The sequence below is a fragment of the Streptococcus sp. DAT741 genome, from assembly GCF_009866825.1.
GTDB lineage: Bacteria > Bacillota > Bacilli > Lactobacillales > Streptococcaceae > Streptococcus > Streptococcus ruminantium.
This window is the reverse complement of the sequence record NZ_CP019557.1, coordinates 1,224,429-1,241,801: the sequence shown is the minus strand read 5'-3', so window position 1 is coordinate 1,241,801 and position 17,373 is coordinate 1,224,429. Positions and strand designations below refer to the sequence as shown.

At 40.1% G+C, this 17,373-nt stretch carries 16 protein-coding genes; 15 read left to right on the top strand and 1 reads right to left on the bottom strand.

Annotated features, from left to right (window positions below):
• The first annotated feature begins 10 nt into the window (after window positions 1–10).
• Window positions 11–379, top strand: coding sequence for a hypothetical protein (locus BZG42_RS05930; protein WP_155963599.1), 369 nt, complete (start codon window positions 11–13; stop codon window positions 377–379).
• A gap of 96 nt (window positions 380–475) precedes the next feature.
• Window positions 476–1,066: a hypothetical protein gene (locus BZG42_RS05925; RefSeq protein WP_155995436.1), complete on the top strand. Its 591-nt coding sequence runs from the start codon at window positions 476–478 to the stop codon at window positions 1,064–1,066.
• 284 nt (window positions 1,067–1,350) lie between these two features.
• Here the strand turns inward: BZG42_RS05925 and BZG42_RS05920 are convergent, their stop codons facing one another.
• Window positions 1,351–3,513: an LTA synthase family protein gene (locus BZG42_RS05920; RefSeq protein WP_024533005.1), complete on the bottom strand. Its 2,163-nt coding sequence runs from the start codon at window positions 3,511–3,513 to the stop codon at window positions 1,351–1,353.
• A 115-nt stretch (window positions 3,514–3,628) separates the two neighbouring features.
• Between BZG42_RS05920 and BZG42_RS05915 the strand changes: the two genes are divergently transcribed.
• From BZG42_RS05915 to aroA, 13 genes are all read left to right on the top strand, one after another.
• Window positions 3,629–4,798 (top strand): class I SAM-dependent rRNA methyltransferase, encoded by a 1,170-nt coding sequence (locus BZG42_RS05915; RefSeq protein WP_155962303.1) that lies wholly within the window; start codon window positions 3,629–3,631, stop codon window positions 4,796–4,798.
• On the top strand, window positions 4,789–5,463 hold the full coding sequence (aroD, locus tag BZG42_RS05910) for a type I 3-dehydroquinate dehydratase (RefSeq protein ID WP_155962305.1): 675 nt from the start codon (window positions 4,789–4,791) through the stop codon (window positions 5,461–5,463). The genes BZG42_RS05915 and aroD overlap by 10 nt, the downstream gene beginning before the upstream one ends.
• A 3-nt stretch (window positions 5,464–5,466) precedes the next feature.
• Entirely contained in the window at window positions 5,467–6,633 is a 1,167-nt protein-coding gene (gene aroC / locus BZG42_RS05905; protein ID WP_155962308.1) for a chorismate synthase, read from the top strand.
• Window positions 6,634–6,640: 7 nt separating this feature from the next.
• Window positions 6,641–7,744, top strand: coding sequence for a prephenate dehydrogenase (locus tag BZG42_RS05900; RefSeq protein ID WP_155962310.1), 1,104 nt, complete (start codon window positions 6,641–6,643; stop codon window positions 7,742–7,744).
• A gap of 10 nt (window positions 7,745–7,754) precedes the next feature.
• Entirely contained in the window at window positions 7,755–8,093 is a 339-nt protein-coding gene (locus BZG42_RS05895) for a YlbF/YmcA family competence regulator (protein WP_024533000.1), read from the top strand.
• 317 nt (window positions 8,094–8,410) lie between these two features.
• Window positions 8,411–9,559: an N-acetylglucosamine-6-phosphate deacetylase gene (gene nagA, locus BZG42_RS05890; RefSeq protein ID WP_024532999.1), complete on the top strand. Its 1,149-nt coding sequence runs from the start codon at window positions 8,411–8,413 to the stop codon at window positions 9,557–9,559.
• A gap of 406 nt (window positions 9,560–9,965) precedes the next feature.
• The gene (locus BZG42_RS05885; protein ID WP_155970792.1) at window positions 9,966–10,931 is read left to right on the top strand and encodes an ABC transporter substrate-binding protein; all 966 of its coding nucleotides are present in this window, start codon (window positions 9,966–9,968) and stop codon (window positions 10,929–10,931) included.
• 248 nt (window positions 10,932–11,179) lie between these two features.
• Window positions 11,180–12,073, top strand: a complete 894-nt coding sequence (locus BZG42_RS05880; RefSeq protein ID WP_155995438.1) for an ABC transporter permease — start codon at window positions 11,180–11,182, stop codon at window positions 12,071–12,073.
• Window positions 12,074–12,082: 9 nt separating this feature from the next.
• The gene (locus BZG42_RS05875) at window positions 12,083–12,883 is read left to right on the top strand and encodes an ABC transporter ATP-binding protein (RefSeq protein WP_155962316.1); all 801 of its coding nucleotides are present in this window, start codon (window positions 12,083–12,085) and stop codon (window positions 12,881–12,883) included.
• Window positions 12,884–12,936: 53 nt separating this feature from the next.
• Window positions 12,937–13,818, top strand: a complete 882-nt coding sequence (gene aroE / locus BZG42_RS05870; protein WP_155995440.1) for a shikimate dehydrogenase — start codon at window positions 12,937–12,939, stop codon at window positions 13,816–13,818.
• Window positions 13,819–13,829: 11 nt separating this feature from the next.
• On the top strand, window positions 13,830–14,846 hold the full coding sequence (aroF, locus tag BZG42_RS05865) for a 3-deoxy-7-phosphoheptulonate synthase (RefSeq protein ID WP_120171834.1): 1,017 nt from the start codon (window positions 13,830–13,832) through the stop codon (window positions 14,844–14,846).
• 14 nt (window positions 14,847–14,860) lie between these two features.
• Window positions 14,861–15,916 carry a 3-dehydroquinate synthase gene (gene aroB / locus BZG42_RS05860; protein ID WP_155995442.1) on the top strand — a complete coding sequence of 352 codons (1,056 nt, stop codon included), beginning with the start codon at window positions 14,861–14,863 and terminating at the stop codon, window positions 15,914–15,916.
• Between the two features lie 168 nt (window positions 15,917–16,084).
• Window positions 16,085–17,365, top strand: coding sequence for a 3-phosphoshikimate 1-carboxyvinyltransferase (gene aroA / locus BZG42_RS05855; protein ID WP_155995444.1), 1,281 nt, complete (start codon window positions 16,085–16,087; stop codon window positions 17,363–17,365).
• Window positions 17,366–17,373: the final 8 nt, after the last annotated feature.

Genomic DNA, 17,373 nt, shown 5'->3' with positions numbered 1-17,373 from the left:
GAGGAGATATATGATAAAAATACACAACGTTAACTGGCTTGATGAAGCAAGTTACGAGGGAGAAATTACCTTGGTGGATAGTCATAATAAGAAGTTGGTCTGTTTTACTGATGCAGAACCATTGGATATTATTGCGAAAAAACTTAATGTTATTTTGGGAATGGGAGGTTCTGAGATAATTAGAAGTGATGAACATTCCTATTCCTTAGGATATCTTGGGAATTTTGAACATTATGTAGTTGGTCAAGTATTAGATAGGGATATTCCACTAATACAATGCTTCGATTATGTCTTAGAATTGGACGGACCATTACCTGGAGATATTGTTTCAGGGGACTGGGTAGAGTGTTCGATTGATAGATTTGACATATATAAATAAGCGTAAAGAACATAAGTAGGTTACTATAAAAAAAGGTAATGGTACTCCTATGCCTTTACCACAGGCGTTCTTTCAGGTAAACAAGCCGGTAGTATCGTGAAGGATGTAGGCAGCAGTATACTCGGAGGAGCTACCTCAGGCATTGGGAATGCACTGGGCCGCCAAGCAGCAGATACTGTCATTGAAACCGCAGTGGATACTGTTGTGGATGCGGCCCAAGGTGGCAACATCAGTCCAGCCAGCATTGGAACAAACCTAGCGATCAATGCCATAACAGAAGGTGTCTCCAGCAAGACTGTTAAAGGACAGAAGGGGGATGTGTCTTCACAAAAGGATGCGCTCCCTGTCCAACAAGTCTCTAGGCCCGATAAAAGCACGCCCAAGACAGATTTTTGTGTAGCACCTGATGGAACAACCCTTCCAGCTACTGGCTATAGATATATGGATTCTAAATATGCAAAGCAAACAATGGAATCAATGCAAGCTCCCGGTAGCTATGTAGGATTTACAAAATTTGATTCAGCGAGACAAGTGCAAGATGCTTATCAAATTTCACCTATTTGGAGTGATGCTAAATTACGAGGAGAATTTGATACTTTGCAGATATTTTATGATGCAAGAATTCCGAGAGCTTATGGTGATAAAGCAGGTGAAGTATTGGCTCCCCTTAACTACGACATGTTATGATAAAACTTTTTCTCTCATTTGAAGAATGAGTCACTGAGTTTACTCTCGTTCAAAGAAGGGAGCCTCATCTATCAAATTATCGAATATATCGTAACTGGTATAACTACGATAAATCGCGACATATTAAAAGGCATGCCCCTCTACATTCCGAGGGAATCATGCCTTTTAAATATTCAGCTTTTTAACTCCTTATTTTATGTGGAGCTTTTCATTCAGACTACTAAATGTATGGTGAGTCTGACTTTTGTTCTAAATTCTAACAAGAGGAATTAACCTAGTTTCTTTTATTCAGATGATGTGCTAGTTGTCGTATTTGTTTCGGTATTTACTGAGCCATTCTTATTGTAAAGCTCGGCATAGCTTGGTGCTTTAAACAAATCAACAGTAGATTTATTCCCGTTTTTGCTATAAAGACTGGTCGAGTTTTTACCGAGTTTATTTTCAATGGCAATTTCAGCAGCCAGTGAGTCTATGTAGCTATATTGGTTAATATCTAAAGCTGGTAAACCATTATCAAAAAAGCGTATGAGATCACCAGTCTGAATAGCATCGCTAGCGGCTAATTGAGCTGCAACTGTTTCTTTGATATGATCGATTTCTTTTTGAGTTGTTTCATCCGGATTTGTAATTTCTTGTCCGGTCTCAGTATAATAGAGTTTTCTTTCATAGCTAGTGTATTTAGGAGTAATAAAGCTTCCCGCAGTTCTTAGGGCTACAATTTGGTTGTGCTGGTTAGAAAGTATGTCTTGACCAACTTGAAGGAAATGATTTGCTTTAATACCTAGTAGATGTTCGAGGGTAGGGAGAGCATCTATTTCACCGCTGTAAGTATTGAAAATACCACCATTTGTCATCCCAGGAATAACAATCATATATGGGACACGCTGCATCATAGCGTTATCAAAGTCTGACCAGGTTTGGGAGTCTTTTCCAATTAGTGGTGCTAAATCTGGATTGCGTGAATTAGAAATTCCGTAGTGATCGCCATAAAGGATGATGATAGAATTTTCATACAAACCAGTTGCTTTTAAATAATCGAAGAATGCTTTGATGGAAGCATCTAGATAGTTGGCTGTTGCAAAGTAACCATTGATGGTTTCGTCCTTTGTATTAGCTAGTGGAAAGCCAATCTCATCTCCAGTCAAGCTGGTTGTGTAGGGATAGTGGTTGGAAACAGTGATAAATTTTGTATAGAACGGCTGCTGCAAGCGTTCAAGATACTGAATGGAATCTGCAAACATGATTTTATCGTTCAAACCATACTGGAATGAATTGTCTGCAGTAGTTTTTGAAAAATAAGACTGGTCAAAGAAGTAATTATACCCCCATTGTTTGTAAGTATTGTTTCTATTCCAAAAGCTTGCCGCATTTCCGTGAAAGACAGCAGATGTGTAGCCTCCATTCTTTGATAAGATATAAGGTGCTGCTTGCTGGGTATTGCTTCCGCCGTATTGAACCATAAAGGAACCCTGATTAAGCCCGAAGAGAGAGGTTTCAAGCATTGTCTCAGAGTCTGAGGTTTTTCCAGCCTTGACTTGATTAAAGAAGTTGGAAAAGGCAAGAGTTGAGTTAGAATGATAGAGGGAGTTAAGGAAAGGAGTTACTTCATGTTCTACACCATTAACATTTAACTTATAGTCAATTACAAATTGTTGTAAGCTTTCAAGGTGGAGATAGATGACATTCCGCCCCTTGGCAATTCCAAAATATTGATCATTCGGTTGAGCATAGTGTTCCGCGACATATTGTTTGATAGGGGGAAGAGCAGTAGCTGTTGCACCGGATCGATCCCTGTGAGTGTTATATGTCTGATTGGCATTGTAGCCGAGGAAGGCAGGTAATCCGAGTGCCCTGACAATATAAGTATTGGAGAATCCACGCGTAAGCAATTCTGGACGATCAATTTCCGCTAAAAATAGATTGATGGAGAAAAATAGTACAGAAAATGCAGTAATAGCAAAACTAGATTTTTGATGAAATCTTCTTTGATCCCATTGGATTGATTTTCGATAAAGTAGGGTAGCAAAGACGATAAAATCAATAAAGTAGATGATGTCCCACAATCTAAATAGCTTAATGGCTGCTTCACCGAGTCCTGCTGATACGCTAGATGTTGCCATCATGGTAGAGATGGAGATATAATCTGAGAACTCTCGAAAATAGATGGCATTTGAAAATAACCAGATAAAAAGGAGGGTATAAATTCCAATCGCCAACCCATAGAAGAGCTTAGTATTTTTTATATAGAGAGCAAGTCCAAGTAAGAGTAGGCCGATTGGTAAAGGATTGATAATAGCAATAAGATTTTGAAAAAATCCTTGTGTATCTAAGTTGAAGTCAACATAATAGGCCCATAAGGTTTTTAGCCAATAAATGATTAACAAAGTAAGGATGAAGCCAAGCCGAGTCTGTACATGGGGCTTGACAGAGTCAATTAGTTTTCGCACGATAAAAGCTCATAATCCTTTCTAATATCTCAGTTCATTATACCACAATTTTTTAATAAGCCTCAAAATGGGGAGCTTTTTTGGTATATATGTGGAAATATGTTATAATCATTCTATGAAAATAAAGGTGAATCGGATTGTAGAACAGAAGGTTAATAGAGGAATTCAACTCTTAGAAAGTGCCGATTTTCCAGACTTATCTCTTGATGAGGACACACTGGTTAGTCTATATTCTGAGGCTGGAAAGCATCTAGGGCAGGCTTATTTATCCCAACAAAATAAAGGAATAGGTTGGGTATTTAGTACATCACATCAAGAATTAACAATAGATTTTTTTGTTAATTTATTTGTTAAAGCCAAGCGTAGACGACAAATTTTTTACCAGTCCGAGGTGACCGATGCTTTTCGTGTTTTCAATCAAGATGGCGATGGTTTTGGTGGTTTGACGGTTGATTTGTACGGTGAATATGCGGTTTTTTCATGGTACAATACCTTTATTTACTCTATTAAGGATAGGATTGTCTCAGCTTTTCGAAACGTATTTCCCGAAATCAAGGGGAGTTATGAGAAAATCCGTTTTAAAGGGGGAGATGTTGAATCTGCCTTTCTTTATGGAGAAGAGGCTCCAGATTATTTTACAGTTTTAGAAAACGGTGTTCGCTATCAGGTATTTATGAATGATGGATTGATGACCGGTATATTTTTGGATCAGCATGAGGTGCGTGGTTCACTGGTTGATGGTCTAGCTGCTGGCAAGTCACTTCTAAATATGTTTTCCTATACAGCAGCCTTTTCCATTGCTGCGGCTTTAGGAGGTGCTTCGCAGACAACTTCTGTTGACCTAGCTAAGCGCTCGCGCGAACTGTCACAAGCGCATTTTTTAGAAAATGGTGTAGATGTAAAGGCTCACCAGTTTATTGTGATGGATGTATTTGAGTACTTCAGGTATGCCAAACGAAAAGGATTAAGTTACGATGTTATTATCTTGGACCCTCCGAGTTTTGCTCGAAACAAGAAACAGACCTTTTCAGTGGCTAAGGACTATCATAAATTGATTGCACAATCCCTAGAAATACTAAATACAGGTGGAACTATCATTGCTTCGACCAATGCAGCCAATGTTTCGGTAGAGAAATTCAAGCGACAAATCGAAAAAGGATTTGGGCCTAAAAAGCACCGTTATGTGGCAAGTTATCGCTTGCCAGCCGATTTTGTAATCAATAAAAATGATGAAAGTAGTAATTACCTCAAGGTCTTTACGATACAGGTAGACAAATGCAAATAGTAGTTCCTATCATGCCTAGAAGCTTGGAAGATGTAGAGGTCATTGATGTAGAGCGTCTGGCAGAAGCTGATTTGATTGAGTGGAGGGCTGATTACCTCCCAAAAGATGATATTTTAAGAGTAGCCCCAGCCATATTTGAGAAGTGTAATGGTAAGGAAGTGATTTTCACTATACGGACGACACGTGAGGGTGGCCATTTGGATTTGGCAGATCAAGAGTATGTAAATTTGATTAAGGAAGTTGCAGCTCTTTATCAGCCGGATTATATTGATTTTGAATATTATTCCTATCAGGCTGTTTTTGAGCAGATGTTGGATTTTCCGAATCTTGTTTTGAGCTACCATAATTTTGAGGAAACGCCTGTTAATTATTTGGAGATTATGTCTGAATTAACTAGTCTATCACCAGCTGTTGTTAAGATGGCTGTGATGGCTAATACTGAACAGGATGTCTTGGATGTTATGAATTATACTCGTGGGTTCAAGTCCTTGAATGCAGAGCAAAAATTTGCTACGTTTGCAATGGGAGAATTGGGCAAGTTGACTCGTATTGCAGGGGGAATTACGGGTTCTTGTTGGACATTTGCTAGTCTTGATGAAACATCTGCACCGGGTCAAATGTCTCTGGGGAATACTCGTAAGTTTTTGGAAATTTTGGAGAATTAAGGTATGCGCTACTTAACATCCGGTGAGTCTCACGGTCCGCGACTAACAGCTATTGTAGAGGGAGTACCAGCTGGTCTTTCATTGACAGCCGAGGATATCAATATTGATTTGGAACGCCGTCAGGGTGGTTATGGTCGAGGTAGTCGTATGCAGATTGAGACAGATCGTGTAGAGATTACTGCAGGTGTTCGTCATGGTAAGACGACAGGTGCTCCCATCACTCTAAATGTCACCAATAAGGACCATCAAAAATGGCTGGATATTATGTCTGTTGAAGATATTGAGGACAAGTTAAAAAGTAAGCGCCGAATCAAGCATCCTCGACCAGGACATGCAGATTTAGTTGGAGGGATGAAGTATCGCTTTGACGATTTACGAAATTCTCTGGAGCGTTCCAGTGCGCGTGAAACAACCATGCGAGTAGCTGTAGGCGCAGTTGCCAAGCGTATTTTAGCGGAGCTAGATATTGAAATTGCCAACCATATAGTTGTTTTTGGTGGCAAGGAAATGGATATACCAGATGGTCTAACCATCGCTGAAATCCGTGAGCGTGCTGAACAATCAGAAGTTTCAGTTGTGAACCGAGAATGTGAAGAGGAAATCAAGGACTATATTGATCAAGTTAAGCGAGATGGTGATACTATCGGTGGTGTCGTTGAAACGATTGTTGGAGGAGTTCCAGCAGGTCTTGGTTCTTATGTGCAATGGGATAGAAAGCTAGATGCCAAACTAGCACAAGCTGTTGTTTCCATCAACGCTTTCAAAGGAGTAGAGTTTGGTGTTGGTTTTCGAGCTGGCTACCTTAAAGGGAGTCAAGTTATGGATGAAATTCTTTGGTCTGAAGAGGAAGGATATACTCGCAGAACCAACAATTTAGGTGGTTTTGAAGGAGGAATGACCAATGGACAACCTTTGATCATTCGTGGTGTCATGAAACCGATTCCGACACTCTATCAGCCACTCATGTCTGTTGATATTGATACCCATAAACCCTACAAGGCAACGGTTGAACGTTCAGATCCAACAGCTCTTCCAGCCGCTGGAGTAGTTATGGAATCTGTTGTAGCAACAACTCTTGCAATGGAGATTTTGGATAAATTCTCTTCAGACAATATGGAAGAATTGAAAGTTGCGGTTGCAAGTTATCGTGACCATATAAGAAATTTCTAGGTATCAAATGAGCAAGAATATTTTGATTGTTGGATTAGGGCTGATTGGGAGTTCACTTGCCTTGTGTATTCGTAGACAACATCCCGACTATCAAATTTTTGGAGTTGATCCGAATGAGCATTCCTGGCAAATTGCTCTAGATAGTGGAATGGTAGATCAAGTGTCAACAAATCTTGAGGTCTTGGCTAATCAGGCAGATGTTATCTTTCTTTGTACTCCTATCCAAGTCTGTATTGGTTTGATAGAGGAGTTGAGTTCTTTTTCCTTGAAGGATACAGTCTTGATTACGGATGTTGGTTCCACTAAGTCAGTAATTATGGCTGCTGCTGAGCAGTACTTGGCTCCCAAGCAGCTTAATTTTATCGGTGGACATCCTATGGCTGGTAGTCATAAATCTGGTGTAGATGCTGCAGATATTCATCTCTTTGAGAACGCTTATTATATTCTGACGCCTTGCAAAGTTACCAAGGCAAATGCTATACCCACACTGGTGGATTTGTTATCTGGAACAGGTGCTCGCTTTGTTCAGTTGGAAGCACAAGAGCACGATCAAGTAACTAGTCAAATTTCTCATTTTCCACATATCTTGGCTTCTAGCCTGATTCATCAAGCAGGGGAGTATGCCCAGCTTCATCCTTTCACGAATCACTTTGCTGCGGGTGGTTTTAGAGATATGACTAGGATTGCTGAGACTGAGCCTAGTATGTGGACGAGTATCCTTATGACCAATCCAGAAGCAATTATTGATAGAATTGAGGAGTTTCAAAGTCGTCTGATTGCGGTATCAGATTTACTGAAATCTGGCAACAAGGAAGCTATTTGGGAATTTTTTGACAAAGGTAGGCAGACACGCAAGGCAATGGAAATTCACAAGCGAGCAGGAATTGACTCTTTTTATGATTTGTTTATCAACATTCCAGATAAAGATGATACAATCTTGAATGTTTTAGAAGTTTTACGTGGAATCTCTATTGTTAATATCCGTATCAATGAGGAAAATCGTGAAGATATACACGGTGTTTTGCAAATTACGTTTAAAAATAAAGGAAATTTGGAAGAAGCTGCCAAACGCTTGAGCAAGCAGACGACTTACCAAATTTACTTAGATTAGGAGAAAGTTTATGTCAGTAAATATCTATGATATTGCAAATGAATTGGAGCGTGCTATTCGCAATCTGCCTGAATACAAGGCAGTAGAAGCTGTAAAAGCTTCAGTTGAGGGAAATTCAGAAGCCAAGGAAGTTTTGGAAAATTATATTTCTTTTCAAAAGGATATTCAAGGTAAGTTACAAGCTGGCGAGATTCCAACTGAGGCAGATCAGGAGAAATTGTTGGACTTCAATAAGAAAGTTCAAGCCACCCCACTGTTGACAGAATACTTCAACAAACAACAGCAACTTGGTACGTATGTTGCAGATTTGGAACGCATAATTTTTAAACCGTTGAATGAACTATTATAAAAAGCAGCTGTAGGGCCAATGCTATTAAGATAGCCTTTGGGCCCAGTAAAGCTTATTCACAGCAGGAGAAAGTGACTGTTATTTGTTGCTCTCTCTTGCTTTTTTTATTGTCAACAATATGACGAAAATAGCTCTCCAAGAAGCTCAATTTTTCTGCTCAATTTCTACTATTTGTACCATAATTATATAGCAAAAACTTAATTTTATTTTTGCCAGAATAGTATGGTAATAACTTGACAATTTACTTTAATAGGACTAAACTACAATTAGTATATGATTATAATCAATTTAGAATTAGATCGGTTAAAGGAGACAATATGGCACGATTTGTTAAAGCAAAGTCTATTATTTTGTCAGATAGAGAAGTAGAGTCTGCTTACTTAGAAATTACAGATGAGGGTCAATTTGGACGTATTTTGACGGAAAAACCGGAAGGAGAAATTATTGATTATTCGGATTTTCATCTGGCTGCTGGCTTAGTAGATACACACATCCACGGATATGCTTCACATGATGTTATGGATAATAATTTTGAGGGAATTAAGGTAATATCAGAAAGATTATTATCTTGTGGTGTAACATCTTGGTTACCAACGACCTTAACAGACACAACTGAAAATTTAAATGCGGTTTGTGAAACGATAGGAAGGCACGCTGGTGAGGAACAGGGAGCAAAAATCCAAGGTATCTTTTTAGAAGGGCCATTCTTTACAGAAAAATATAAGGGAGCTCAAAATACAAAATATATGAGCGACCCTTCCATTGATAAGTTAGAAAAATGGCATAGTCTATCTAATGGTTTGGTGAATAAAATCGCCATTGCCCCTGAGCGTAAAGGGGTGGAGGAGTTTATTGCTTTTGCCAATAGTAAGGCTATCCACACTGCTTTGGCCCATAGTGATGCGACCTATGCACAGGCTCAGGCAGCGGTAAAAGCTGGGGCTAACATCTTTGTCCATGTCTATAATGGTATGAGTGGTCTTCATCATCGGGAACCAGGTATGGTTGGAGCAGCCTTGGATTTGGAAAATGTCTATGCTGAGATGATTTGTGACGGCCATCATGTACATCCAGCTGCAGCAGAAATTGTTGTGAAGGCTCGCGGGGCTGAGGAAACTGTTCTCATTACGGACTGTATGAGAGCAGGTGGCATAGGCGAAGGAGAGTCGCGATTGGGTGAGTTTGAAGTGATTGTCAAAGATGGGACAGCACGCCTGAAAGAGAGTGGGAATTTGGCAGGATCCATTTTGGAATTGATTGAGGCGGTACAAAATGTGGTAAAATGGGGCTTAGTTAGCTTACCAGATGCCCTTCGGATGGCCTCGCTAGCGCCTGCTCGATCTGTCAATATTGATCATGTTTGTGGCTGCATTGCAGAAGGACGAGCAGCGGATTTTATCGTAGTGGATGATGAAGGCCATTTGCAGGCAACCTACCTCGATGGTGTGAAACGTTTTGAGAGATAAACACCTATCTGGTTCGACAATTTTTTAAATATTCAAAAAAGTTGAAAAATATGCCATTTACCTATTGACAAATGGTGTAAAAATAGTTATGATGGTTACAAAATAAAAGCGAAAGGAAAATAGATATGTCACTCATTCGTCAAAAGCAAACAGTTGCACCTACTTATTTCTATGGCTATTTTAGATAGTGTTTGTAGACATGGTAAACATGGATGCAAACCCGGGAACGTGAAGTTTGTATCTATGTGGCTGTAGTTCTTTTGACATGTGCCTCATAGATGATACATCTAAATGGCACAGAAGATTCAGTCTGTTTTTCTGATACAGTTGAAAGATTGGGACCGTTTAGAGTATCTTCTAAGCGGTCCCTTTCTTATTTACATATATTATTTTAAGGAGAAAAATTATGAGTTCAAAAAAAATGATTCTGAGTTTTGTAGCATTTCTAGCCCTTGTCGTATTTGTTGCGTGCCGTTCCAAATTATCAGATTCTGAGACTGTAAAAGTTGGCATCATTCAATATGCGGAGCACGAAGCCTTGTCATCAGCTCGTAAAGGCTTTGTAGAAGCTCTTGAAAAAGCTGGCTACAAGGATGGGGAAAATCTGATAATCGATTTGCAAAATTCACAGGGAGATCAGGCAAATCTACAAACAATGGTAGAAAAATTAGCTGGAAGAAATAATCTCAACTTTGCAATTGCAACACCAGCAGCACAAGCTATGCTCAATGCAGATCGTAAAACACCAAGTGTTTTTACTGCTGTGACAGATCCAGTGGAGGCTGGTTTGGTTGAGTCGTTAGATAAGCCAGGAGGTTCCATGACTGGTTCTGTTGATACAACGGATGTTGAAGGGCAAATTGAAATGTTGCTCAAGGTAGTGCCATCAGCAAAAACAGTCGGAATTTTCTACAATTCGAGTGAAGTAAACTCAGAAGTTCAAGCAGAGCAGGCCAAAAAAGCCCTTAGAACTAAGGGAGTGAAGGTTGAAGTGATGACTGTTACATCAACTAATGATGTGCAACAAACTATGACTTCCCTAGCAGCAAAAGTCGATGCTATCTATCTTCCGACCGACAATACAGTTGCTTCAACTGCATCTACAATTGGTGATGTTTTAAAAGAAGCAAAAGTACCAGCTATAGGAAGTGATGCAGCAGTTATTGATGCAGCTCTATTTACATATGGTGTTGACTACCATGCGATTGGTGTTCAGGCAGGAGAATTGGCTGTGAAGATACTGAAAGGAGAAAAAACTGCGACTTTAGCAGTTGAAAAACCAAATACAGCAGCTATCACTGTGAATGAAGACATGGCAAAGGCCATCGGTATTGATGTTGGAGTGATGAAAGCATTAGAAAATAAAAATTGATAGAGTTTTACGATGCTATTGGGTACTAGGAAACGACCAGTTTCCATATAAGGTGAGAAAAGAGTTAAGAAGTGCAGCTAAACTTTCTGTATCTTGATAAAAGTGGTAAAATAGGATCTAGTTTACGACTGTCATTACATATTTTCTTGATTTTTAAGATATGGAGACTGCTAAAGTCAAATAGGGTGAAAATGGTGTGGTATCCAAGCCATTTCAAAAGGTTATAGAAAACTTAAAAGGAGAAAATCGTGGATATTATTTTATCAAGTATCTCGCAAGGCTTGCTTTGGTCAGTCATGGCGCTTGGTGTCTACTTGACATTTCGCATTTTAAATATTGCAGATATGACCGCTGAGGGAGCCTATCCTCTCGGAGCGGCTGTCTGTGCTACAGGAATTGTAAATGGGATTCCTCCTCTTCTAGCAACGTTATTCGCAGCTTTGGCTGGTATGGGGGCAGGTCTGATTTCAGGTTTTCTACATACAAAGTTGAAAATTCCTGCTCTCTTGACGGGTATTGTCACTTTGACAGGTCTTTATTCCATTAACTTGAAGATTTTGGGCAAGGCCAATGTGGCTCTTCTCAAACAGGAAACTCTAGTGACGCAACTACAAAGTCTCGGTTTTGGAAAAACAAATGCAGTGTTTATAATTGCTCTCATCTTTGTTTTATCTGTAGTAGGGATTTTAACGCTATTGATGAATACTCAGGTTGGTCTTGCAATTCGTTCAACAGGGGATAATATTCCAATGAGCGAGGCCAACGGTGTACATGTCAATAGGATGAAAATCTATGGTTATATGATGTCAAATGGTTTGATTGCCCTTTGCGGAGCTTTATTGACTCAAAATAATGGCTATGCAGACCTTAACTCAGGTACAGGTACCATTGTCATAGGACTGGCCTCGATCATTATTGCAGAGGTCATCTTACGCAATTTACGTCTTGGATGGAGGTTGTTATCTGTTGTCCTTGGTGCAGTGATTTATCGCTTGATTATCCTTGCTATTTTGGAGATTCCAGGCATGGACGCAGATCTTGTAAAGCTCTTTTCAGCGATGCTGTTGGCGACGGTTCTATATGTGCCAGAATGGCAAAGAAAAGCCAATATCCGTCGTCCAAAATCAAATGGAAATGTCTAGGAGAAAGCCATGAGTACAATTTTATCTATCCGAAATATTCATAAAACTTTTGAAGCCGGTACGGTCAATGAGAACCATGTCCTGCGTGGATTGAATCTGGATGTGAAAAAAGGTGATTTTATCTCTATTATCGGTGGCAATGGTGCTGGTAAATCAACCTTCATGAATTCCTTAGCTGGAACTTTGATGGTAGATTCAGGGGACATTCTCCTAGAAGGCAAATCCATCACACATGTTTCAGCGGCGAAGCGTTCAAAAAATATTAGTCGTGTTTTTCAAGATCCTAAAATGGGAACTGCTTCACGATTGACTATTGAGGAAAATATGGCTATTGCCTATCGTCGTGGCCTTTCTCGTGGTTTAGGCTGGGGAGTAAAAGATAGTGAACGTGCTATTTTCAAGGAGGCCTTGAAAGAGCTTGGGCTTGGACTAGAAAATCGTATGAAAGTAGATACACAGTTTCTTTCAGGTGGGCAACGTCAAGCTCTAACCTTGATGATGGCTTCACTGGTAAAGCCCAAGGTTCTCCTTTTGGACGAGCATACAGCAGCCTTAGATCCGAAAACGAGTGATATGGTGATGGGATTAACCAAGAAAATCGTTGAAGGGCATCAATTGACAGCCTTGATGATTACTCATAACATGGAAAATGCTATTGAATATGGAAATCGTCTGGTCATGCTCCATCGTGGCCAAATTGTTGTGGATGTAGAAGGTGAGAAAAAGAAGCATCTTACCGTCCAGAATTTGATGGATCTTTTCTACAAGAATAGCGGTGAGAAGTTGACCGATGATGAAATGATTTTGTAAAGTAATGATAGACTGAACAAGCTGAAGACAGTAGTGGGACTTTGGGAGGAGAAATGGCGAAGCAGATTAGTGGATATACCAAGACAGTTTGTATCTTAGCATCCCCAGTTGAACATAGTTTGTCGCCTAGTATGCATAACGCAGCCTATGAGAAACTAGGGCTGGATTATGTTTACCTAGCCTATGAGGTTGGAGTGGAGCAATTAGGGGATGCAGTAAAAGGCATGCGAGCCTTAGGCATTCGTGGGGCAAACATCTCTATGCCGAATAAACAGGCTGTTATGGGGTATCTGGATGAAATCTCACCATCAGCTCAATTGATTGGAGCTGTCAATACGGTAGTCAATCAAGATGGTCAAGGTTATTTAGTTGGACATAATACAGATGGGATTGGTGCTATGGAATCACTCCGAGAAGAAGGAGTAGCCATCACAGATCAAATTATTACCCTAGCAGGAATTGGCGGAGCAGGTCGTGCGATTGCAGTTCAGGCAGCTTTAGACGGTGCAAAGGAAATTCGTATTTTCAACAATGAGGGTAAGAATTTTGAAGCTGCCAAAGATTTGGTTGACAAGCTTAATCAGGTGACGAACTGTGCAGTAAGCCTAACTGATTTACAAAATCAAGTGCATTTCCATCAATCTATTCAGGAAAGTACTATTTTCATCAATGCGACGGGTGTGGGGATGAAACCACTGGCATCTGAGAGTTTAATTGAAACCGATGGGATTATTCATCCAAAGTTAATTGTTTATGATATTATATATACACCTAGAGAAACCAAGTTACTTGCCTTTGCTAAGGAACAAGGGGCTAGAAAAACGATCAATGGTTTGGGTATGATTTTACATCAAGGTGCAGCAGCTTTCCGCTTGATTACAGGGAAAGAAATGCCTGTCGACTACATTAGAAAACTAGTGTTTCAAGATAAATAAGGAGAAATAGTGTGATTATTATTGTTCATAAATTGATCAAAGATTGGGCACTTCAGAATATCATTCGTCAATTGGAAGAAAGTGGCTGTGAGGTTCATATAAACTATGGTGTCAATGATTTGATTTTGGGAGTTATCGGTGATACGACACAAGTTCCAGTCAAACATTTTGAATCGCTTGAGGATGTCAAGCGTGTTGTGAAGATATCTGCTCCTTATAAAAAGGCGAGCCGTGCCATGCATCCAGAAGATTCTATTTTTACAGTTGACGGAACTTCGGTTGGTGGTGACCATTTTGCAATGATTGCTGGACCATGTTCAGTTGAATCAGAAGAACAGTTGATGCAGATTGCTCATCGTGTAAAAGCTGCTGGTGCGACCATGCTACGTGGTGGTGCTTACAAGCCTCGTACCTCACCCTATTCATTTCAAGGTATGGGAACAGAAGGTTTACGCCTTTTACAGCAAGCTAAAGCCGAGACAGGTCTGCCAATTGTGTCTGAATTGATGGGGACAGATCATTTGGATGAGTTTGTTGAAATGGTTGATGTCATCCAGATTGGTGCACGGAACATGCAGAATTTTGACCTTTTAAAAGCTATCGGTCAAACTCAAAAAACAATCTTACTCAAGCGAGGTTTGGCAGCGACCTATGAAGAATGGTTGATGTCGGCAGAGTATATTATGGCTGGTGGTAATAACAATGTTATCTTATGCGAGCGTGGTATCCGTACTTACGATCAGACCACTCGCAATCTCTTCGACTTGCAAGCTGTTCCAGTTATTCAAAAAAATTCACACTTGCCAATCATTGTTGATCCATCACATGCTGGTGGTTATACTTATTTGGTGCAGCCAATGGCTAAAGCAGGTGTGATGGCAGGTGCCAATGGTATTACAGTTGAGGTTCATCATGACCCAGCGAATGCTCTGTCAGATGGTCAGCAGGCATTGACACCAGATCAATTTGATGACATGATGGCAGTTATTAAGATTCTTCTTGATATTGAAAAGAAAAAACTTGGCTAATAGAGGGTAGATTTATGAAGGAAATCTATGTTGATTTAGGTTCTCGTAGTTATACCATCCATATTGAAAATGGGCTTCGTCATCGCTTTGTGGACTATATCCATCCCTTTGTTAAGGGAAAGCGTGTCTTTATCTTAACAGATGAACATGTTCACTTTCATTATGGGCAAGATTTGGTAGCTCAACTGTCTAAGTTTTTTGAAGTGGGGATTAAGATTTTGCCAGCAGGAGAGGGCACCAAGGATTTTTCTAATCTGCAACCTATCTTCGAGGATTTGTTAGCCTTTGGACTGACACGAAGTGATCTAATCATTGCTCTTGGTGGAGGTGTGATAGGTGATTTAGCAGGTTTTATTGCAGCTTCTTATCTTCGTGGTATTGACTTTGTTCAAATTCCTACCTCACTTCTGGCTCAGGTTGATTCAAGTGTTGGTGGTAAGGTAGGGGTTGATTTGGCACAAGGTAAAAATGTAATCGGTGCATTTTATCAACCCAAAACGGTTTTGATTGATCCAGAGGTATTGAATACTCTTTCAGATCATTTCTTTCATGATGGGATGGCAGAAGTCATTAAATATGGCTGTATCAAACGATTGCAACTTTTCGAGTTGCTAGAGAGACTGGAGAATCGTCAGGCTGTTATGGAGCAGATTGAAGAAATCATTCATATCTGTTGCGACATTAAGCGGAAGGTGGTTGAGGATGACGAGCGTGATACTGGAGAACGCCTCAAACTCAACTACGGTCACACACTTGGCCATGCCCTAGAAAGCGCCACAGCCTATCAAGTGTATTCACATGGGCAAGCCATTTCTATCGGAATGGTGGCTGCTAACCAATTGGCCATTGCAGCAGGAATGTTGCAAGAGGCAGATGCGGTGCGTATTGAACAACTCCTAAGAGCTTTTCATTTACCGACAAATATAGATAAGAAGGTGATCCAGTCCGCTTTGCCATTTATTTCGGCTGATAAAAAGAATTTGGAGAATCGCTTAAATATTATTTTGGTAGAGAAGATTGGTACTTCCTTGATTTACCCGACCAGTGCTGACATCTATCAGCAATTATAGTTTGTAAAAATAAGTAGGAATCATCCTTGATTTTATACCACTTGTATTGGTTCGCTTATTGATTGTCAACCAGTCTTGAGGCTGGTTTTTCTATATTTCTTACGAAATTTTCTGAAAATATTATAAAATTATGATAAAATAATAGTATTACTATCTTGGGGGTAATTCATGAGATTACAAACCAATATCAAGCGCTTATCTGGTACTATTCGAGTACCGGGCGATAAGTCTATCAGTCATCGTTCTATCATTTTTGGAGCTTTGGCTAAAGGGGTAACCCGTGTCTATGATATTTCGCACGGAGAAGATGTTCTCTCTACTATGCAGGTCTTTCGTGAGCTTGGGGTAACGATAGAAGATAAGGATGATATTGTTGAGATTCATGGCGTTGGTTTTGATGGATTTCATGCTCCCAAAACTCAACTGGATATGGGGAATTCTGGGACGTCTATCCGTTTAATTTCTGGCATTTTAGCAGGTCAAGATTTTGAAGCAACCATGTTTGGTGATGACTCTCTATCCAAGCGTCCAATGGATCGTATAACAATCCCACTCAGTGAAATGGGCGTCAAGATTTCTGGACAGACAGAGCGTGATATGCCACCGTTGACGATTAAAGGAAACAAGAGTCTGAAGCCGATTAGCTACCAGTTGCCAGTCGCTTCTGCACAAGTCAAGTCGGCTCTGCTATTTGCTGCTTTACAAGCTGAAGGTGAGTCAGTTATACTTGAAAAGGAAATTACCCGTAATCATACGGAAGATATGATTGTGCAATTTGGTGGGGAACTGACAGTTTCTGGCAAAGAAATTCGGATCCAAGGAGGTCAGGAATTTACAGCTCAAGATGTTATAGTTCCGGGGGATATTTCTAGTGCAGCTTTTTGGCTGGTGGCGGGATTGGTTGTTCCCAACTCTAAGATAGTACTTGAGAACGTTGGCATTAATGAGACTCGGACAGGTATTCTTGATGTCATTCGGGCTATGGGTGGAAATATTACTTTATCTAATATAGATGAACTAGCTAAATCCGCGACGATAACTGTTGAAAGTTCTGCATTGCAGGGAATAGAAATTGCTGGGAATTTAATTCCACGCTTGATTGATGAGCTGCCGATTATCGCTTTATTGGCTACTCAGGCTGCTGGAACAACGACTATTCGTGATGCAGCAGAATTGAAGGTCAAAGAAACAAATCGAATCCAAGTAGTTGCTGATGTACTAAATAGTATGGGAGCCGCTATTGAACCGACAGAAGATGGCATGATTGTTTATGGGCCTACGCAACTACATGGAACCATTGTTAATACCTTCGGTGACCACCGTATCGGTATGATGACTGCCATTGCAGCTCTTTTGGTTACTGATGGAGAGGTTGCTTTAGAAAGAGCTGAAGCCATCAACACTAGCTATCCTTCCTTCTTTGATCACCTTGATTGTTTGATAGATTAGGAGAGACA